The organism is Planococcus chinensis, from assembly GCF_020071995.1.
In the GTDB taxonomy this organism is placed as follows: Bacteria; Bacillota; Bacilli; order Bacillales_A; family Planococcaceae; genus Planococcus; species Planococcus chinensis_A.
This window is the reverse complement of record NZ_JABWTK010000001.1, coordinates 601,625-620,283: the sequence shown is the minus strand read 5'-3', so window position 1 is coordinate 620,283 and position 18,659 is coordinate 601,625. Positions and strand designations below refer to the sequence as shown.

Here is an 18,659-nt window from a genome sequence, read left to right as displayed (position 1 = left end):
AAGGCCTTCCTCAATGGGAAGGCCTTTTTTCAAACAATCGAAACATCGCTAAGTAGACGAATCCGCTGATTACAGCCAAAGCCGCCAAGATGGCGAATGTCCAACCGAATCCAAACCACGCCGTCATCGGGATGGAAAGTGGTGCAATCATCCGGCCAATTGTATAGCGCAAACTGGCTGCTGCAAAGTACTGGCCCCGTTTGTCTTCTGGTGCTAGTTTCGAGATAAAGCTTTGCTGTACTCCCACAACCATCAGTTCGGCAAAAGTGAAAATCCCCATCGCGACGACAAACATCCAGAACCACGACGTAACCGGAAACAGCAGCATGGCCGCTGCGTAGAGAAGAGTGGATATGAAAAAGACCCATTTCTCCGGAAACTGCGTCATCCACCGCGTTACGATTACAGTCAGCAATGCCACCAGCAAGCCGTTTTCAGACAGCAGGAAACCGAAAGAAGTTTCGCCGGTCACCGTCCATTCTCTTCCGAAGAAAGAAGCAATCGTTTGGACATCGATGGTTTCTTTCAAATAAACCGGAATCAATAAGTCCAGCTGCATGAACGTTTGTGCCACCAAAACGCCAGCAATGACAAAAAGCAAAAACAGGCGGTCATTGAAAATAAGGCCGTATTCCTTAAACTGCTTAGCTACAGCTGAAGCCCACCCTGTTTTTTCTTCTGTTGCCCATTGGCCAGCCAATTCCTTGGACAAAGTTTCGTTTGTATAAAGCCGGAGAATCAGGCCCAGCACCATCGAAATGACTGCTACAATCAGCAGCAGTTCAAAACGGTATGTGAAAAACAGCACCGCTCCAAATAACGGCCCGACGACAACTGCAATATTCAAAGTCGTGTAAAAAATAGCAAATACATCGCTTCTGTATTTCTCTGGAATAACATCTGCAATCATCGCTTGGCTGGCTGGCCAGTAAAGCGAACTGCACATGCCTGCCAAGGTGAAGGCGATAAATCCAAGCTCAGGCGATTCAAGCCACGGCGAATTGGCAAATGCGAACAGCAAAAATGCCCCGCCTTGGGCAATCGAGGCAAATACGAGCATTGTGCGCCTGCCGAAACGGTCTGCACAATAACCGCCGACCAAGTTGGCCGCTACTGAAAAAACTTGCGAGATGACGAGCAAAAGCCCCGCCGTCCCTTTTCCGAATTCATCTGCAAAATATATCGCAAGAAATGGAAATACCATCCAATAACTTGTGTTCATAAAAAATTCGCCTACCAGGCGAACTTTTAAACTTCGATCCCAATCCCTAATCCTCATTGTCCCATCTCCGCGTCCTTAAACTCTTGTTGTTAATCCAACACTTCCAATAACTTATAGCTCAAACAAATATCAATCAGCAATTCTTTTCGCTCTTTTGCAAATTGGATCGAAATCCGTTCATGATCCCGTTCAATGATTTTGCCCGTTCCAAAAACACGATGGCGAACTCTGGCCCCTTCCAAAAGTTCATCTTCCCTTTTAGCGGCATTCGGGTTATCCGGAACGTCCACTTTAATCGGTGTCTTAGCGACCGTCCGTTTTTTTTGGCTACTGGCTTCTCCGGCACCACAATATCCCGCACTTCATCCACAAAGCGGGACTCGCTGTCATAGCTGATCAGTTCCAAATGCTTTTTGGCACGCGTCATGCCGACGTAAAACAACCGACGTGCTTCTTCCAAAGTGTCCGGGTTTTCTGCATCTTCTTCGGTCGGAATAATCCCTTCCACCAAATCGATCATATACACACGTTCAAATTCCAAGCCTTTGGAACTGTGGAAAGTGGATAAGGTCAGCATATCATCTGTTTTTTCCGCTTTTGCATTTTGGGTGACTTGCTCCAATTCCTTCAGCCTTTTCGCAAATTCAGTCATGCTTGAAAGCGGTTCGGCGATTTGCTCAAGCGTAATCAAGATCTGTTCCAAATACTGCAGGCGCATACCGAACTTTTCCGCGCGGCTTGCAAGCATTTGATCGTATCCCAAATCCGCCCGGATTGTCCGGATCACTTTTAGGGGTTTCATGCCATTCAATGCATCAAACCATTTTTTCTGCTCGGCAAGAATTTTGAGTTGATAGTCCTTTAATGTAATGTTCAAATTGATTTCATCGAAAGCATTTTTTACAGTCGGCTTCATGCGGCTCAACTGCTTCAATTGGCTCCCCGACCAGTAGGCATTTGTTTTCGAAGCGATTTTCGCGTAAATGTCGACGCGTTCCGGCTTCAAGCTGAATCGCATAAAATTCAGCATATCCTCCACAATCCAGTGCGAGAAGAAGCGGTTGTCCGCGTCTTTCATATAAAAAGGAATGCCCAGTCGGTCCAGCTCACTCATCAAAAGCGTCGAAGAGGAATTGTTGCGGTAAAGAATGGCCACGTCGCCGAAATGCTTCAATTCCTTCAACTCTTTCATGACGTACTTCAGCTGCGCTTCTTCTGAAGCGAGGCGCCGGATGACAATCGGATCTCCTTCCGGCTGCTTGGTGAACATATTTTTGTCATGCCGCTTTTTATTGGTTTTAATGAATAAATTCGCGGCCTCTACAATATTCTTGGAGGAGCGGTAATTGCGTTCCATTTTCATCACATAAGCATCCGGATACACATTTTTAAACTTCAGCAAATACGTCGGTTCTGCGGCGCGCCATGTATAAATCGACTGGTCATCATCTGCGACCACACACAGGTTGTTGTGGCGGGCCACCAGTTTTTCCACGATGGCATGCTGAATCATCGAAGTGTCCTGGCTTTCATCGGTCATGACATAGTCCCAGCGATTCTGGTACTTCGCAAGCAAGTCCGCATCTTTCTCCAGCGCTTCATTCGCGAGGGAAAGCATGTCATCAAAATCGACCAAGCGGACATCGTAGTTTTCTTTAAATGCCTCGTACGTCTTTAATATCTCAATTGCCCCTTCAAAAGGCGCATCTAACTTTTTCCATTGTTCCCTTGGCGTCATTTTGTTTTTCACAAAACTGATGAACGAAGTCAATTCATCCAGTTGGTCGTCGGTAATCGGTTCTCCGACTTCCGTTTCGAACATTTCACGCAGCAGCCGCTTTTTGTGAAGACCATGCGATTCGCTGCCTTCAATCATCACGTAACGGGACTCTGCAAAGTATTCCCGTGTGATTTGAAAAGCCAGGCTATGGATCGTTGAGAAATCAACCGGTGCAAGCTTTGGGAAAAAACGTTTGTAGCGCTCCTGCATATCGATAGCAGATGCCTTGCTGAACGTGATGGCTTTTATGCGATGCGGCTGCACTTTTTTCTCTTCAATCAAATACCCGACACGCATAATCATTGTTGTTGTTTTGCCCGATCCGGGACACGCCAATAGGAGCAGCGGCCCTTCTGTCCGCTCCACAGCTTTGCGTTGAATTTTGTTCAGTTCCACTCCGAGTTGTTTTTGTTTGCGTTCAAAAAAATTGCTCATACGATACTCCTTCGCATTTTCAGTGCATGATCTTATTTAAACAGACAGTATGATTATCGCCGCATTTATCGGGAACTGTCTGGCAGGTTCAATTGGCAAATTGAAAAAAATTTTCTTCAATAAATAAACGATACTCTATTCTAGCATAAAAAAAGGATAAAAAAGGACCCGTTAATCCGGGTCCTTTAGCTTATGATTTATTTGTCAGTGCTGCTGAGAATTTCGCTTACGCGTCCAACCTGGCCGTCTTCAAGCCTTACTTTAATGCCATGCGGATGCGTAGCGGAATTCGTCAAAAGGTCTTTGACAATCCCCCGTGTTTTCTTGCCGGTTCGCTGATCCTGCTTTAACACAATATTGACTTCCAAACCCGGTTTAACGTCGCTTCTTTTTTTGCCGTCCATCTTTACCCCTCCTGCCTTACTTTCATGATACGCTATTCCCGCTTTTTTTCCACACAAAAAGGCGGGGAAATCCCCGCCCTGATTTTGCTTTAGCGTCGATCTGTCCGGTTGCGGTCAAAATCGTCTGTACCCAAATCACTGTCATCATCTATATCCGCTTCTTCTTTGCGGACGGTTTCATTGACGACTTCAGTGTCCTGTACTTTTCGTTTGCCTACTACAATTTCTTCACTGACAACATCTGTTTTCGAGACATTTACCCGCTCTTCCGTCAATGGAATATGGATGTTGTCTCCTTCTTGATAAGCATCTCTGCCAATATTGGAATCTCCATCAACTTCTTCGTTTACCGGGCGGCGTTCTACATAGACTTCTTCCCGCTCAACCGGCACTTCAATTGTCTGATTGTCTTCAACAACACGTTTGCCGACATTTACTTCACCGGTCTGCACACGGTCCTTGTTGACCTGCAGGCGTTCTTCATGAAGGCGCAGCCGCTCTTCATCGGAATCTGCAAAATCATGATCGGTATCCATACGGTCCCGGTCGGTGTCCGTGAAATCGCGGTCGGTACGGTCACGGTCTAGCATGCCGCTATCTGTCCGGTCACGATCTGAATCTAAAAAGTCGCGGTCGGTGCGGTCACGATCCGTAAAATCTCCTGTAGAACTATGAGTGTCACGGACGCCGCCAGTGCCTCCGCCAAGGCCGCCTGCTCCCAAGCCACCTGCATTAGTTAAGCCTCCGCTTGTACTGGTCCGGTCCACGCCATCTGCCGCTCCGCCGCTTGTACCCATTCCGCCTGCGCGGTCAGTATCGCCGTACCGGCTTTCGTTTGTAGCAGTAAAATCTCCTGTATCCCGGCTAGGAGAAGGAACGTCGTCGACATTGCTTCCGCTTCCTAAGCCAAATCCTGTTCCGGACTTCCGGCCCACTCCTGCTGATTCACTGTCGTCCAGCCGTGAAGAAGCAGAAGTCTCGTCAGAATCCACTAAGTTGCGTCCTGAGTGGTAATTCACATCGTTCGCTTCATTGGTATCCACCGTCAAGCCGTCACGAGCCACCATACCGGAATCTTCTCCTGTATAGCGGGAAGTATCTTCAGCGCCTATAATGCCTGATGCTGCACCTGACGAAGTATTTCTTGTTGGATCGCCATATGCAGAACTGCCGCTTCCCGTTCTGTTGTTATAGGAATCACCAATTTCCTTGTCTACAAACAGCAGGATTTTTCCGTTTTGCACTTCCTGATAGTAACGGTCTGCTTCATTGCCGTCTACACCCATGTCGTTGAAAGCTTGGCGGATAGGCTCATTCCCGGACATAAAGCCCATGAACTTATCCATCCAGCCGCCGCCTTCAGTAGACTTGTAATCTACATCCGTACGCCCCCGGACCATAGAAATCTGGTCTTTGTCATGAGCCATGACGTACATATGGTCTTCCGATATTCCTTGCGATTTCAGTTCTTCGATTTTTCTCAACACTTCTGTTTCGTTATCAAACGTCCCCATAAAGTTATTGCTGGCCATTTTTGATACCTCCAATTTTTGATGTGTATCGTTGAAAAATCTTACTACTCAAGAAATACCCGACCCGTATATTCTCAAACATTTTTGGCAAATGAATAGGCCAAAAAAACCATGAAAGCCAGACAGAAAATCATTGATTTATATCTTGCTTTCGTATTTATAAAATATTTTGAAAATATTCTTCATTTTTGTAACTTTATTTCCAATCTAACGTCTATCATCATAATAGATTTTGAAAGGAGGAGAAGGTATGGGAAAATTGGCAATGGTCCTTTTTGTCTTGTTTTTTACCATGGCACTTGGAGGCTGTGCACCCCAGCCTGTTTCTTCCGAAAGCATTCCTCCTTCAAAAGCCGTTAACTTGAAAACTCCACCCGTGGATTACAGCTCGGTGCGTGTGGTGCAGCTTGCTTCCGATCAGGCCATTTTAATCGACGGCACTTATTATGAAGTGACAGCAGCATCGACATTCACGACTGTTTCAGGCGCCTCTCTTCAGCCGAAAGAACTGCGGCCAGGAGACCTCGTATTCCTGACAGCCAGCAAAACAGCGACCGGTCAGCTTCCGGAAAAAGGCGTCCTGTTGTCTCTTGTCAAACACGAGGACGAAACAAGCCAGCGAATCAGCACCGCAATTGCCCAGGTACTCGAAAATCAGGAAACGGGTGACATCATTGCACCGGAAATCAAATCGGTCAGCTCCCATTTGGTCACTTTGCAATTTAGGGATTGGGCAAACGAACACAAATATGAATGCATTGTAAACCTTAAAAGCTTAGCATTTCACGTAAAAGAAATTACCGGTTCGGTACAAAAAAGCCCGTGAACGCTTCATCGTTCACGGGCTTTCCATATTAAAATATGCTCAAATCCCACTCTTTTGAAATTTGGCGGAGCATCATCGTTCCTGCCGCACTGTTTCCAGTAGCATCAATCGCCGGCCCGTAAACACCGATGCCTGCCCCCGCCCGGAATTCATAAGTTTGGGAATGCAGTTTCGGCGGCACCGCCGCCAAGATTCCGCCGGACACACCGCTTTTTGCCGGAATGCCGACATGAGCTGCAAAATTCCCTGATGAATTGTACATGCCGCAAGTTACCATCAGCACTTTTGCCACCTGGGCGATTTCTTCCGAGAAATGCTTCACTTTTGTAATGGGGTTATATCCATCGTAAGCAATGATCAATCCGATCAACGCCAAATCCTTCACACTGATTTTAATGGAGCATTGGCTGATGTAAATATCCAGTGCCTCTTCCACTTCAATCTCCAAAAAGTTCGCTTCTTTTAAGTAATAAGCCAATGCCCGGTTGCGGTGCGAAGTTTTCCATTCAGAATCATACACTTCCTGATCCATTTCTAGCGGATGGCCGACGAGGCTTTCTAAAAATGACAGCAAGTATTCGTATTTCTTCTGGCTGGTGGGCCCAGGCAATAGCGCAGAAACAGTGATGGCACCTGCATTGATAAACGGATTGAACGGCTTGTTCGGCCGATGGATCTCAAAAGGGATGATTGAATTGAAAGCTTCACCCGTCGGTTCCACATCTACCCGTTCGAGGACAAATTCCAATCCGTAATGACAGCTTAAAGCGATAAACGTCAACGCTTTTGAAATGCTTTGAAGCGTAAATTCCTTGTCAGTGTCTCCGGCGCAGTAATAATGGCCGTCTTCATCGACCATGCAGATGCCAAGCAGACTCGGATCGACATTTCCGAGTGCCGGTATATACTGCGCAGTCGTCCCCAATATAGCGTGCCCTTTGTTTTCCTGGATCCAGGCCTCGAGCTGTTGTTGAATCATTGGATTATTTTGCATAGCGCCTCTCCTCCTAAACTTCAAAAAAATCCCCTTGTTTTTACAAGGGGAATGGATTTTTATAGTTGATCATACCAGGCTTTTGCTGCTTCCACTTCCGGCATAGTCAATTGATGGCCGTAGTTTTCCCAATGCAGTTTTACCATTGCGCCTGCATTTTGAAGCAGTTCCTTCAAATCAGTCGATTCCTCGGCCGGGCAAATGGGATCATTCGTCCCTGCTGCAATGAATACCGGCACCCCTGACAAATTAGGCAACTGCGTATCGCGGTTCGGCACCATCGGATGATGCAGAATTGCCCCTTTCAATGCATCCGAATAAGTAAACAATAAATTGGCCGCAATGTTAGCGCCGTTTGAATAGCCGATGGCAATGACATTGCTGCGGTCAAAGCCATGTTCTCCAGCTGCTGTTGCAATAAATTGGTTCAGTTCTTCTGTACGCGCTTTTAAATCTTCCATATCAAACACGCCTTCCGAAAGGCGTTTGAAAAACCGCGGCATGCCGTTTTCCGATACATTGCCGCGAACACTTAAAACGGAAGCTTCCGGGTCAATATGCGTAGCAATCGGCATGAGGTCATGCTCATTGCCTCCTGTTCCGTGCAATACTAGAAAAGTCGGTTTTGACGGGTTAGAACCTTGCTGAAAAATATGTTTCATAAAATATACCTCCTAATAGTGGAGCTGCTTCACGGGTTTCTTTTCCCTAAATCACAGCAGCTAAAACTTATCTCGAATTCAAGATAAATATATCATAATCTAGAAGGAATACCAATCAAAAGCTTTTTTTGAAGATAACATAAAAAACCATCCGCTTTTACTTCCAGCGGATGGTTCTCTTATCAGTTGATTGTTTCCAGCATGTCTTCCAAATTTTCTTTTGTGAAGAGGTAGTTTTCATTGCAGAAATGGCATTGTGCTTCTGCCTGGCCATCGGTGTCGATCATGTCCTGGATTTCTGCCGTACCAAGGCTCACGATTGCATTGTGGATGCGGTCTCTTGAACATTGGCACTGGAACTGGACAGGCATATTATCGAGCACTTTTAAATTGTTATTGCCGAGCACTTTTTCCAAAATCTCTTCCGGCGTCATTCCATCACGGACCATATTGGAGATCGTCGGGATTTCCGACAAACGCTGCTCAATCTGGCTGATCACTTCTTCGCTTGTCCCCGGCAATAGCTGGATGATAAAACCGCCTGAAGCCTGGATAGTGTTATCCGGATTCACAATAACTCCAACGCCGACAGATGACGGCACTTGTTCAGACGTTACGATATAATGCGTAAAATCTTCTCCAAGTTCACCGGATACAATCGGCACTTGTCCGACAAACGGCTGCATTAAGCCGATGTCTTTTGAAACCGACAGTGTCCCTTCGGTGCCGACTGCCCGTCTGACATCGAGTTTCCCTTGTTCGTTCAGGTCAAAATGCGTCTGCGGATTCGAAACATAGCCCCGGACTTCGCCTTTAGCATTCGCATCCACCAGAATCGTCCCCAACGGACCGCCGCCGTTGATTTTAATCGTCAATTTTTCTTCGCCTTTCATCATGGCGCCAAGCATCACACTGGCAGTCATCGAACGGCCAAGAGCGGCTGAAGCGGTCGGCCACGTATAATGGCGGCGCTGCGCTTCTCCTACCGTTTGCGTTGTCCGCGCCGCATAAGCACGTACTTGTCCATCATAAGCCAAAGCTCTTACTAAATAATCATTCATCTATTTTCACATCTTTCTTTAATTAGTTTATGGGATTAAGAAGCTTGTCTGTGTATAATTCCTTCTTATTGCTGGCGGAGCTTCTTTTCGTTCTTCACTTTTTCAGGCGTTACATCATCGCCTAAAGGATCCAGTACTTTCAAGCTGGTGACCGTATTTTCGATTTGCCCGCGGATTTCCCGGAGGTAATCTTCCCGGAGCACTTGCTGCTCCACTTTTTCAGCTGGCGTCAAGCCGGCTTCTTTAGATTTTTTTGCCAATTCATTAATGCGGGAAATGCTTGCAATCATGACCTTCACCCTTCCGTTATCTCAGGCAACCATTTTTTCCTGGAGCCATTGCTTCAATGTTTCTGTTTTTGGCAAAAAACGTTGTTCTGTCATTTTCTCAGCCAAGGTGGCAATCGTTTCTCGCTTCATAACCGACTTCCAGGCAGTCTCCGCTTCTTCCATCAAGTCAGACAGCAAACAGCAATCTTCCTCTTGTTCAAGCTCCAGCATGTCGCCTAAAATGCCGCTCGGCGAATAAAGCGACTGCCGCCCTTCGATTGCCAAATATATATCGTACACACAAATGTCTTCGGGTTTTTTCTTTAATTTAAAGCCGCCTTTTACTCCAGGCACGGAGGCAATCAAATCCGCACTGACCAGCTTGCGCAGCAGCTTCTGGAAATAGCTCGTGGAAACATTCAATTGCTGGCTGATCGCTTCGCCTGGCAACACAGCCTTTTCCGGAAGCATATTCAGTAAAAGTATGGCGTAAACCGATTGTTCAACGCCTGTTTTCATGTGCATGGAGTTCACCTCAATCCTGATAACCCGGACAATCTTTGTCCGCATTACCCCATAATAAGGAGTCGGTCAATTATTGTAAAGAAATCTGCTCTAAACAAAAAACCATCCGCATCATGTGCGGATGGTTTTCAGCTTGTTGAGAAAGATATAGAAAAATTCCCCCTTAGAATATCTCCGATATTCCGCAAACCAGCTGCGCTTGCCGCGGGCGAGCGCCAAGCCTCCTCAGCCGCTTTGCGTCTTGCGGGGTCTCGGCTGTCTCGCTTTCCCGCAGGCGTCTTCGCTGGTTTGCTCCATATCGATAGAGAGCAATGAATAAACAGCATACATACTCTTCAACTCTTTCTAATAAAAAGAAAACTTTATGAAAGGAGGGAGCCGAATGTAGCGGAAAGTGGCGAGGGCAAACATTGTGTTCCTGTTTCTGCATCGCTTCGCTAGCTTCGAAACATGAAAGAGCGTTGCATCGCTGCGCTAGCTTCGTCGCAAACAAGTCTAAGTCTTCTTCGCAGTCTTGTTTCCTGCGTGAACAGTGACGGAGCAAAGCGCCGGAGCGACACGAGCTGAAGACCCTAGACTAAGCAGCGCGATGGAAGCGACTGAAGCCGGGCCCGCGGAAAGCGTCCACTTGGAGCGAAATGCCTTAAAGAATGGAATGTTTCTCGACAGCCTGAAAACCATCCGCATCATCTACGGATGGTTTTCTTCTCTTATAAAAATCCTGATATTCCGCCGTAGGCAAGTGCCAGCAGAATGACAAATGCAGGATGGATTTTACGGATTTCAAGCATCCAATAACTGATCACAATCAGAATGACGGTCTGCACGCTGCCTGATGTATCGACCGACGTCATGAAAAATTGGAGCGTCATGGCGCCGAGAAGCACTGCAATCACCGGTCGGATCAATTTCGTTATATTTTTTACCTTTGGCGAATCTTTGTATTTCAGTAATGTCACCATCAGCAAAATCATCAAAATCAGCGAAGGCGCTACGGATGCAAACAGGGCAATGACAGAACCCAGAACGCCGCCTTCCATATAACCGATATAACCGGCCATTTTGGTCGCAATCGGACCGGGCAAGGCATTCCCAAGCGCCAGCACTTCGCCGAATTCCTGGGTGGTCATCCATCCATACCGGTCAACCACCTCTTTTTCAACCAGCGGAATTGAAGCCGGCCCTCCGCCATAGCCTAAAATGCCGGGAATGAAAAACGCCAGAAAAATATACCAGTAAATCATGACGCTCCCCCTTTCTTAAAGGACAGCAAGGAAACCAGCAAAATAGCGATAATCAAAAAGACAGGATGTACATTCAGCACTTCCATTAATACCGCCGCAATCAACACAAACAATACGGCACGGGCCCAACCAAGCGACTGACCGGATTTTTTCAAGAAATCCCATGTCATGACTGCGAGCATCACGCCGACCACCGGCACGACCGCCGCTGACATATTGTTGACCCATTCCACTCCTTTGAATTGTTGCAAAGCACCAAGCAGCAAAATCATCAGCAGGACGGTCGGAACGGTTACAGCCACCAAGGCGACTATACTGCCGATGATGCCGTTCACCCGATAGCCAATGTATCCGGCCATCTTCGTCGCTATAGGGCCGGGCATTGTATTGCCAAGCGCCAATGTATCGCCGAATTCATCGTCGGTCATCCATTTGTATTTTTTGACAGCTTCCGTATGAAAAAGCGGGATTGCAGAAGGTCCTCCTCCAAAACCTAACATGCCGACGCGGAAAAAGGCGGCAAAAATATCGGCATTCACCTTAAGACTGGAGGTTCCGGACGACTTTTCCCGCATTTTTTTATCTGTTACCAAGCAGCAACCGATCCATCCGTACGGGATTCTGTGCCGCCAGCCAGTACCCCCGTCTCCGGATTACGCCAAATGATCTGCCCGCGGCCGAAAGCGCCGCCGTCGGTTGCCACTTGGATAGCATGGCCTTTGCGGGCCAATGCCTGAGCCAAATAATTCGGGAAGTTCGGTTCCACTAAAATCGTTTTCCCTTCCATCCATTGCCATCTTGGCATATCAAGTGCCGCTTGAGGATTCAATAAATAATCCACTGTGTTTGTCACCACTTGGAAATGCCCTTGCGGCTGCATATAACCGCCCATTACGCCGAACGGGCCGACAGCCTTGCCCTCTTTTGTCAGGAAACCGGGGATAATGGTGTGATAGGTGCGTTTTCCGCCTTTTAATACATTCGGATGCTGCGCTTCCAACGAGAAATCAGCTCCGCGGTTCTGGAGTCCGATACCGGTGCCCGGAATCACGATGCCCGAACCAAAGCCCATATAATTGCTTTGAATATACGAAATCATATTTCCTTCTTCATCCGCAGCTGCCAAATAAACCGTACCGCCTTTTGGCAATTCATACGGAACCGGATCAGAAGCTTCCGTCCCGATCGTGGCTGCCCGCTGCTTCGCATAATCGTCTGAAAGCAGGTGTCCAACACTTACCGGCATTGCTTCCGGTTCAGTAATGAACTCTTTGCCGTCCGTGAAAGCAAGTTTCATCGCCTCGATTTGTTCATGGTAAGTTTCAGCCGACTGCCATTTTGGTTCATTTAGGTTCTTGAAAATATTCAACGCCATCAGTGCCACCATGCCTTGCCCGTTCGGCGGAATTTCCCAGACGTCGTAGCCTCTGTAGTTCGTGGAAACCGGATCCACCCATTCCGGTTTGAAGGCAGCTAAATCTTCTTTTGCCAAAAAGCCGTTATGCTGCTTCATGAACGCATCAATTTTGTCTGCAAGTTCTCCTTCATAGAAAGACCGGCCATCGGTTTCAGCAATTGCCTTTAATGTCGAAGCATGTCCAGGAGATGACCACATTTCACCGATTTCGGGAGCTTTGCCATTCGGTGCAAACGTATCAAACCATGATTGGTACTCTTCCGTAGTAAAGGATGTTTTAAATTTGTCATAAGCCAGTTTCCAATACTTCCCGAGTATCGGCGTCAGTGGATACCCTTCCTCTGCGTACCGGATCGCGGGCTTCAAGGTTTCCGAAAGCGGCAGTTTTCCGAATTTCTTCGACAGTTCCGCCCAGGCTGCCGGAACTCCAGGAACCGTGACAGGCACCACTCCGTGCACCGGCATCTTGTCATGTCCCATCGCTTTCACCGCTTCTACCGAAATATTTTTCGGCGCAGGTCCTGAGCTGTTCAGGCCGTGCAATTTATCTTTTACCCAAACCAGTGCAAAGGCGTCTCCGCCAATGCCGTTGGAAGTCGGTTCGACAACCGTCAAAGCCGCAGCCGTCGCGATGGCCGCATCGATTGCGTTCCCGCCGTTTCGCATTACTTCAATTCCCGCTTGTGCTGCGAGCGGCTGGGAAGTTGCCACCATGCCTTTTTTTGAAAACGCTGTGTGCCGTTTGGCATCGAAAGGGTGCTGTAAATAGTCCATTGAAATTCCTCCAGTTTCAAAATAATAGCCGACTGCTGGGACTTATCCCAACACCCGGCTCAATGATTCTCCTGCAAAATGGCATGCCGCAAAATGATCTTTTTCATGCTCGATGAACGCCGGTTTATCGACGCTGCAGATTTCCTGCGCCATTGGGCAGCGCGTGTGGAATACACATCCACTTGGCGGGTTCGACGGATTCGGCATATCGCCGACCAATCGGATCCGTTCTCTTTTCGTTTGCATCGTCGGCCTAGGAATAGCTGACAGCAATGCCCGGGTATAAGGGTGGAGCGGGTGATTAAAGATTTTCGTCACATCGCTCATTTCTACTGTATGCCCCAAATACATTACGAGAACCCGGTCACAGAAATAACGGACAACCCCTAAATCATGTGAAATGAACAGGTAAGACAAATTATACTTTTCCTGCAAAGTCTTTAATAGTTTTAAGACCTGCGCTTGAACGGATACGTCCAAAGCGGAAACGGCTTCATCGCAGATAATGAACGAAGGGTTTAAAGCTATTGCCCGGGCAATACCGATTCGCTGCCGCTGTCCGCCGCTGAATTCGTGGGGATAGCGGTCATAATGTTCCGCTTTCAGCCCCACTTCTTTCAGCAGATCGAGTACGGCATCTTTTCGTTCCTGCGCCGGCATATTGGTATGCATCCGGAATACTTCATCAAGTGCATTTCCAATTCGCTGGCGAGGATTTAAAGAAGCATAAGGATCCTGAAAAATCATCTGCATTTCTTTTACGAACTTCTTCTTCTCTTTTCGCTTTAAATCCTGGATTTCCTGCTCATTAAACTTTATTTTTCCGTCCGTCAGTTCTTCAAGGCCAAGAATCGTGCGGCCGAGCGTGGATTTCCCACAGCCCGATTCCCCCACTACTCCAAGGCTTTCTCCCTTATAGAGCTTTAAAGAAACTGATTCTACGGCTTTCACATTCCCTTGGACACGCTTTAAGATGCCGCCTTTAATTGGGAAATACTTTTTGACGTCGTTCAATTCCAAAAGGACTTCAGGCTTTGATGGTGACTCTTCCACTGTTTTCATCTGTTTCAGCCTCCTTTTCGTTCAGCCAGCATGTTGCAGAATGGCCATGAGATAAGTGAAATTCAGGAGGCGCCATGACTTTGCACTTGTCCATCGCAAATTTGCAGCGGGGATGGAATCGGCATCCCGGAATATCTTCATTCAAGCCGGGCATGTTTCCCGGAATCGGTTCAAGTTCGAATTCAGGATCGTCCACATTCGGCACCGAATTCAACAATCCAATTGTGTATGGATGGCTCGGGTTATTGAAAATCTGTTCCACCGGTCCTTCTTCAATTTTCAGTCCGGCATACATGACCATCACCCGGTTTGCCACTTCCGCTACAACGCCCATATCGTGGGTAATCAAAAGAACGCCCATATCCAGCTTTTCCTTCAAGTCGTTGATCAAATCAAGGATTTGCGCCTGAATGGTCACATCCAGCGCCGTCGTCGGTTCATCCGCAATCAGCAAACTCGGATGGCAAGCGAGGGCCATTGCAATCATGACCCGTTGCCTCATGCCACCGCTCAATTCATGCGGATATTGGTTCAAACGCTTTGCCGGATTTGGAATCCCTACTTGGTTGAGCAATTCCACTGCCTGCTTCGTTGCTTCGCTCTTTGACAATTTATGATGGAGGATCAACGGCTCTCTCAGTTGATAGCCAATCGTCAAAACCGGATTGAGTGCTGTCATCGGCTCCTGGAAAATCATGGACATCTGATTGCCGCGCAGCTTTCTCAATTGTTCCTGTGAAAGATTTTGGAGAGGCTCATTGTTCAGCAAAATCTCTCCGCTTTCAATCGAACCGTTCGAAGGCAGCAACCCCATCACAGACAATGACGTTATACTCTTCCCACAACCCGACTCCCCGACGATGCAAAGCGTTTCTCCTTTTTCAACGTGAAAAGATATTCCTTTAACTGCCCGTACTGTTCCTTCAGCTGTACGAAACGAAGTCACTAAATCTTTTACTTCAAGTAATGTCTGTGCCATATTCTCCCTACTCTCTCGATACGTTTGCTAAGCTCCATTGGCCGTTCGGATCTACTTTTAAGCCTTTGATGGATTTTTCAGTAGCGGAAGTAACCACGCCGTGGTACATCACGATTGCTGCGTTATCATCCATCATAAACTGATTCGCTTCGGCTAAGAATTTTTCACGTTCTTCCGGCACAATTGTCGTGCGTGACGCTTCTACTAATTTATCGAATTCCGGATTGCTGTACTGCGCACGGTTCGAGTTGCCGACGTTGTCAGAATGGAAGTTCGGGTAGAACATTTCAGAACCATCGCTCGTTACGTTTGACCAGCTCAGGAATGTCATGTCGTATTCGCCGCCGCGTGCAGTATCCAGGAAGGTTGCCCATTCCATTGTTTCAATTTCAACTTTAAATCCGGCTTCAGTTAACTGCGATTGAACAATTTCAGCCATCAAGATGAAATTATCACGGTTAGCAGCAAGCAACTTGATCGGTTCATTGCCAAAGCCGTTTTCTTGCACTAATTGTTTTGCCAATTCCGGATCATACGGAGTTCCCGCATTATCCGCTTCTTCTGTGTAGCCAAATACTTTCGGCCCTAAAATGCTGTCGCTTCTGACACCTAAGCCATTCAATTTTTCAACGAATGCATCACGGTCGACCGCACTTGCTACTGCTTTGCGGAAATCCGGATTTTGGTTGCGTTCTCTTGAGTGGTTGAACGTCAAGTAGTAGACAGGAGTCCCTTCTTGCTTCGTCACTTCTACATTTTCAAGTCCTTCAATACGGGAAATCTGTTCCGGCGGCAATGCATCCAGGAAGTTCACTTCACCGGTTTGCAGCATAGAAATGGCGGTTGAGATTTCAGGAACCACTTTAAATTTCACTTGGTCAAGTGCAACTTCTCCATCCCAGTAGTCCGGGTTCTTTTCAAGAACAATTTCGTCGCCTTGGTTCCAGCTGACAAACTTGAATGGTCCCGTTCCTACCGGATTTTGCATCAAATCTTGTTTTTCGTCTGCTGTCGGGCTGATAATTGCAGCGTTGGAATGTGACAGTGCTGCAAGCAACGGTCCGTATGGGTATTTTGTTTTGATTTCTACAGTCGTTTCATCAATTGCCGTTACTGTATCCACCGGCTCTAAAAGAGAAGCACGCGGTGCTGCAGTTGCAGGGTCGCGCAATTTATCAAATGAGTATTTTACAGCTTCGGCATTAAAATCCGTGCCGTCTTGGAACTTGATGCCTTCTTTCAGTTTAATCACCCACGTCAGATCATCGGGGTTTTCGTAGGATTCAGCTAGTTTAGGCTCCAATTCCATTGTTTCAGGGTTTCTTTCAAACAAGTTTTCATAGATTTGTGTCATGACGTTTGAAGACACCGAATCATTTGTCATCGTCGGAGAAAGCCCTACTGCATCTGAAGTAGAAGCATATACTACTTCGTTTTCTCCATCCGAAGCCGGTGCATCGTTTGCTCCGCTGGTTTCCGCTCCTTCAGGAATGGTGCTTCCTGAACATGCGCTTAAGATCAGCATTCCAATCAATACGAGTAAAAAAAGCCACTGTTTCTTCATTTAAATTCCCCCAATGTTTTATTGTTCAACATCCATATTCGGATCAAGCGCATCCCGCAAACCGTCACCAAGTACATTAAAAGCAAAGACCGTCAGCATAATTGCAATACCGGGAACAATCGTCAAATGCGGAGAAGTCCACATAAAATCCTGTCCCTGGGAAATCATGGCGCCCCATTCCGGTGTAGGAGGCTGTGCGCCGAGCCCCAAATAACTTAATGAGGCGGTGGAAAGAATGGCTGTTGCCATCCGCATAGTGGCAAAAACAATAATCGGTGCTGTTACGTTTGGCAGAATATGTTTGACCATAATCCGCAAATTGGAAGCTCCCATTGAACGCATCGCCATAATGTATTCTTTTTCTTTGACCGAAAGCACCGATCCTCGCACAATTCGTGCACATGTCGGAATCGACCAGATGCTGATTGCAATAGCTACGTTTACCAGGCTAGTACCTAAAATTGCAATAATGAGCATTGCCAGCAAAATGCCGGGAAATGAAAACAATAAATCAACAAAACGCATGATAATGGCATCCAGTTTGCGGTAGTAGCCGGCTAGCATGCCGAGTATCACTCCACCCAATAATCCAAGTGAAACGGCCACTGCACCTACCACCAATGAAATCCTTGCACCATAGACAATGCGGCTCCAAACATCGCGGCCATAATTGTCTGTTCCAAGCCAATGCCCTTCACTGAACATCGGCAGTTCACTGCTGCCGAGATTCTGCCGGATGGGATCATGCACTGTAATGACCGGCGCGAAAACGGCCAACAGGATTTGGAGAAGTACAATGATCAAGCCGACTATGGCCATTTTGTTTCTGAACAAGCGCCTTAATGTGATTTGCCAGGCTTTTTCCTTTTTCTTCGGTTTTGCATTTACCGCTTCAGCCGTTGTCATAGCATTCCCCCCCTTAGTCGTATTTGATGCGCGGATCAATATAGGTATAAATGATATCAACAATCAGATTGACGAGAACAAATAAGGTGGCAACCAGCAGCACCGACCCTTGGACCATCGGAAAGTCCCTTGCGGCGATGGCATCGATCATCAATCGCCCTACTCCGTTGATAGCAAAAACTTTCTCGGTAATGATGGTTCCGCCAAGCAGAAAGCCGAAATTCAAACCAATCACCGTAATGATCGGGATCATGGCATTTTTCAGTGTATGAATCCAAATGACATTTTTTTCTTTAACGCCTTTGGCCCGCGCTGTCCGCACATAATCTGCCCGGATTACTTCAAGCATCGAAGAGCGGGTCATACGGGCAATCATGGCTGCAGAACCTGTCCCAAGCGTAATTGCCGGCAATATCAATTCCTTGATGCCGGCCACCGTATAAAACGGATTTGACATCCCTCCCACTGGCAGCCACTGAAGATTTACCGCAAAAACGAGAATCAGCAAGGCTCCCAACCAGAAGTTCGGGATAGAAATTCCAGCAAGTGCAAACGTTGTAGCCGATACATCGAGCAACGAATTTTGTTTAAGTGCCGATACAAGGCCTGTAATGATTCCAATAATGACCGCTACAATCATGCTGGCAATGGCCAGTTTCAACGTGTTGGGGAAGCGTACCGCAATGGCGTCTCCCACCGGCTGGGACGTTTGATAAGAGTAGCCGAAATCCCCTTGGACTGCGTTGCCCAGATAATTGGCATATTGGACTAAGAAGGGTTTGTCCAATCCCAGATTGGCTTCAATTGCCTCAATATCCGATGCGGTTGCCGTCGGTCCTCCAATAATCGAAGCCGGGTCTCCCGGAGCAATATACATGGAAGAAAACACAAGGAAGGAAATTCCGAGAAGCAAAAACACTAATTGAAAGGCACGACGAATAATTAAAGCAACCATCTTTACACCTCCTGTTAACATTTGTTAAGCATAAAATAAAATACACTT

General features: G+C 47.1%; 18 protein-coding genes. 1 reads left to right on the top strand and 17 read right to left on the bottom strand.

The genetic code is table 11. The annotated features are described in order from the left end of the window. Positions 1-10 precede the first annotated feature (10 nt). From HU147_RS03080 to HU147_RS03065, 4 genes are all read right to left on the bottom strand, one after another. Complete coding sequence (locus HU147_RS03080) at positions 11-1,279, bottom strand: MDR family MFS transporter (RefSeq protein WP_224074839.1); 1,269 nt, start codon at positions 1,277-1,279, stop codon at positions 11-13. A gap of 76 nt (positions 1,280-1,355) precedes the next feature. After that, positions 1,356-3,437 carry an ATP-dependent helicase gene (locus HU147_RS03075; RefSeq protein ID WP_224074838.1) on the bottom strand — a complete coding sequence of 694 codons (2,082 nt, stop codon included), beginning with the start codon at positions 3,435-3,437 and terminating at the stop codon, positions 1,356-1,358. A gap of 197 nt (positions 3,438-3,634) precedes the next feature. Continuing rightward, positions 3,635-3,841, bottom strand: a complete 207-nt coding sequence (locus HU147_RS03070; RefSeq protein WP_220628690.1) for a YwbE family protein — start codon at positions 3,839-3,841, stop codon at positions 3,635-3,637. A gap of 89 nt (positions 3,842-3,930) precedes the next feature. After that, positions 3,931-5,373, bottom strand: a complete 1,443-nt coding sequence (locus HU147_RS03065; RefSeq protein ID WP_224074837.1) for a DUF2382 domain-containing protein — start codon at positions 5,371-5,373, stop codon at positions 3,931-3,933. Between the two features lie 250 nt (positions 5,374-5,623). Between HU147_RS03065 and HU147_RS03060 the strand changes: the two genes are divergently transcribed. Then, positions 5,624-6,199, top strand: a complete 576-nt coding sequence (locus tag HU147_RS03060) for a hypothetical protein (protein WP_224074836.1) — start codon at positions 5,624-5,626, stop codon at positions 6,197-6,199. Between the two features lie 28 nt (positions 6,200-6,227). Here the strand turns inward: HU147_RS03060 and HU147_RS03055 are convergent, their stop codons facing one another. The 13 genes from HU147_RS03055 to nikB all read right to left on the bottom strand — a co-directional run bounded on the left by HU147_RS03055 (position 6,228) and on the right by nikB (position 18,611). After that, on the bottom strand, positions 6,228-7,193 hold the full coding sequence (locus tag HU147_RS03055; RefSeq protein ID WP_224074835.1) for a glutaminase: 966 nt from the start codon (positions 7,191-7,193) through the stop codon (positions 6,228-6,230). Between the two features lie 59 nt (positions 7,194-7,252). Beyond that, entirely contained in the window at positions 7,253-7,855 is a 603-nt protein-coding gene (locus HU147_RS03050; RefSeq protein ID WP_224074834.1) for an alpha/beta hydrolase, read from the bottom strand. 182 nt (positions 7,856-8,037) lie between these two features. Beyond that, positions 8,038-8,916, bottom strand: a complete 879-nt coding sequence (gene hslO, locus HU147_RS03045; protein WP_224074833.1) for an Hsp33 family molecular chaperone HslO — start codon at positions 8,914-8,916, stop codon at positions 8,038-8,040. A gap of 65 nt (positions 8,917-8,981) precedes the next feature. Continuing rightward, positions 8,982-9,206 (bottom strand): DUF896 domain-containing protein, encoded by a 225-nt coding sequence (locus HU147_RS03040; RefSeq protein WP_074508672.1) that lies wholly within the window; start codon positions 9,204-9,206, stop codon positions 8,982-8,984. 21 nt (positions 9,207-9,227) lie between these two features. Further along, positions 9,228-9,710: an RrF2 family transcriptional regulator gene (locus HU147_RS03035; RefSeq protein ID WP_036805547.1), complete on the bottom strand. Its 483-nt coding sequence runs from the start codon at positions 9,708-9,710 to the stop codon at positions 9,228-9,230. 710 nt (positions 9,711-10,420) lie between these two features. Next, positions 10,421-10,954: a chromate transporter gene (locus HU147_RS03030; protein ID WP_224074832.1), complete on the bottom strand. Its 534-nt coding sequence runs from the start codon at positions 10,952-10,954 to the stop codon at positions 10,421-10,423. Continuing rightward, complete coding sequence (locus tag HU147_RS03025) at positions 10,951-11,529, bottom strand: chromate transporter (RefSeq protein WP_224074831.1); 579 nt, start codon at positions 11,527-11,529, stop codon at positions 10,951-10,953. The genes HU147_RS03030 and HU147_RS03025 overlap by 4 nt, the downstream gene beginning before the upstream one ends. Before the next feature lie 11 nt (positions 11,530-11,540). Continuing rightward, on the bottom strand, positions 11,541-13,145 hold the full coding sequence (locus tag HU147_RS03020) for a gamma-glutamyltransferase family protein (RefSeq protein ID WP_224074830.1): 1,605 nt from the start codon (positions 13,143-13,145) through the stop codon (positions 11,541-11,543). Between the two features lie 42 nt (positions 13,146-13,187). After that, on the bottom strand, positions 13,188-14,207 hold the full coding sequence (locus HU147_RS03015; protein WP_224074829.1) for an ABC transporter ATP-binding protein: 1,020 nt from the start codon (positions 14,205-14,207) through the stop codon (positions 13,188-13,190). Next, entirely contained in the window at positions 14,173-15,186 is a 1,014-nt protein-coding gene (locus HU147_RS03010) for an ABC transporter ATP-binding protein (RefSeq protein ID WP_224074828.1), read from the bottom strand. Before HU147_RS03010 ends, HU147_RS03015 begins: the two co-directional genes overlap by 35 nt. Before the next feature lie 7 nt (positions 15,187-15,193). Beyond that, positions 15,194-16,750, bottom strand: a complete 1,557-nt coding sequence (locus HU147_RS03005; protein WP_224074827.1) for a glutathione ABC transporter substrate-binding protein — start codon at positions 16,748-16,750, stop codon at positions 15,194-15,196. Between the two features lie 18 nt (positions 16,751-16,768). After that, entirely contained in the window at positions 16,769-17,656 is an 888-nt protein-coding gene (locus tag HU147_RS03000) for an ABC transporter permease (RefSeq protein ID WP_224074826.1), read from the bottom strand. A 13-nt stretch (positions 17,657-17,669) separates the two neighbouring features. Next, complete coding sequence (gene nikB / locus HU147_RS02995; protein WP_224074825.1) at positions 17,670-18,611, bottom strand: nickel ABC transporter permease; 942 nt, start codon at positions 18,609-18,611, stop codon at positions 17,670-17,672. Between the last annotated feature and the right edge of the window lie 48 nt (positions 18,612-18,659).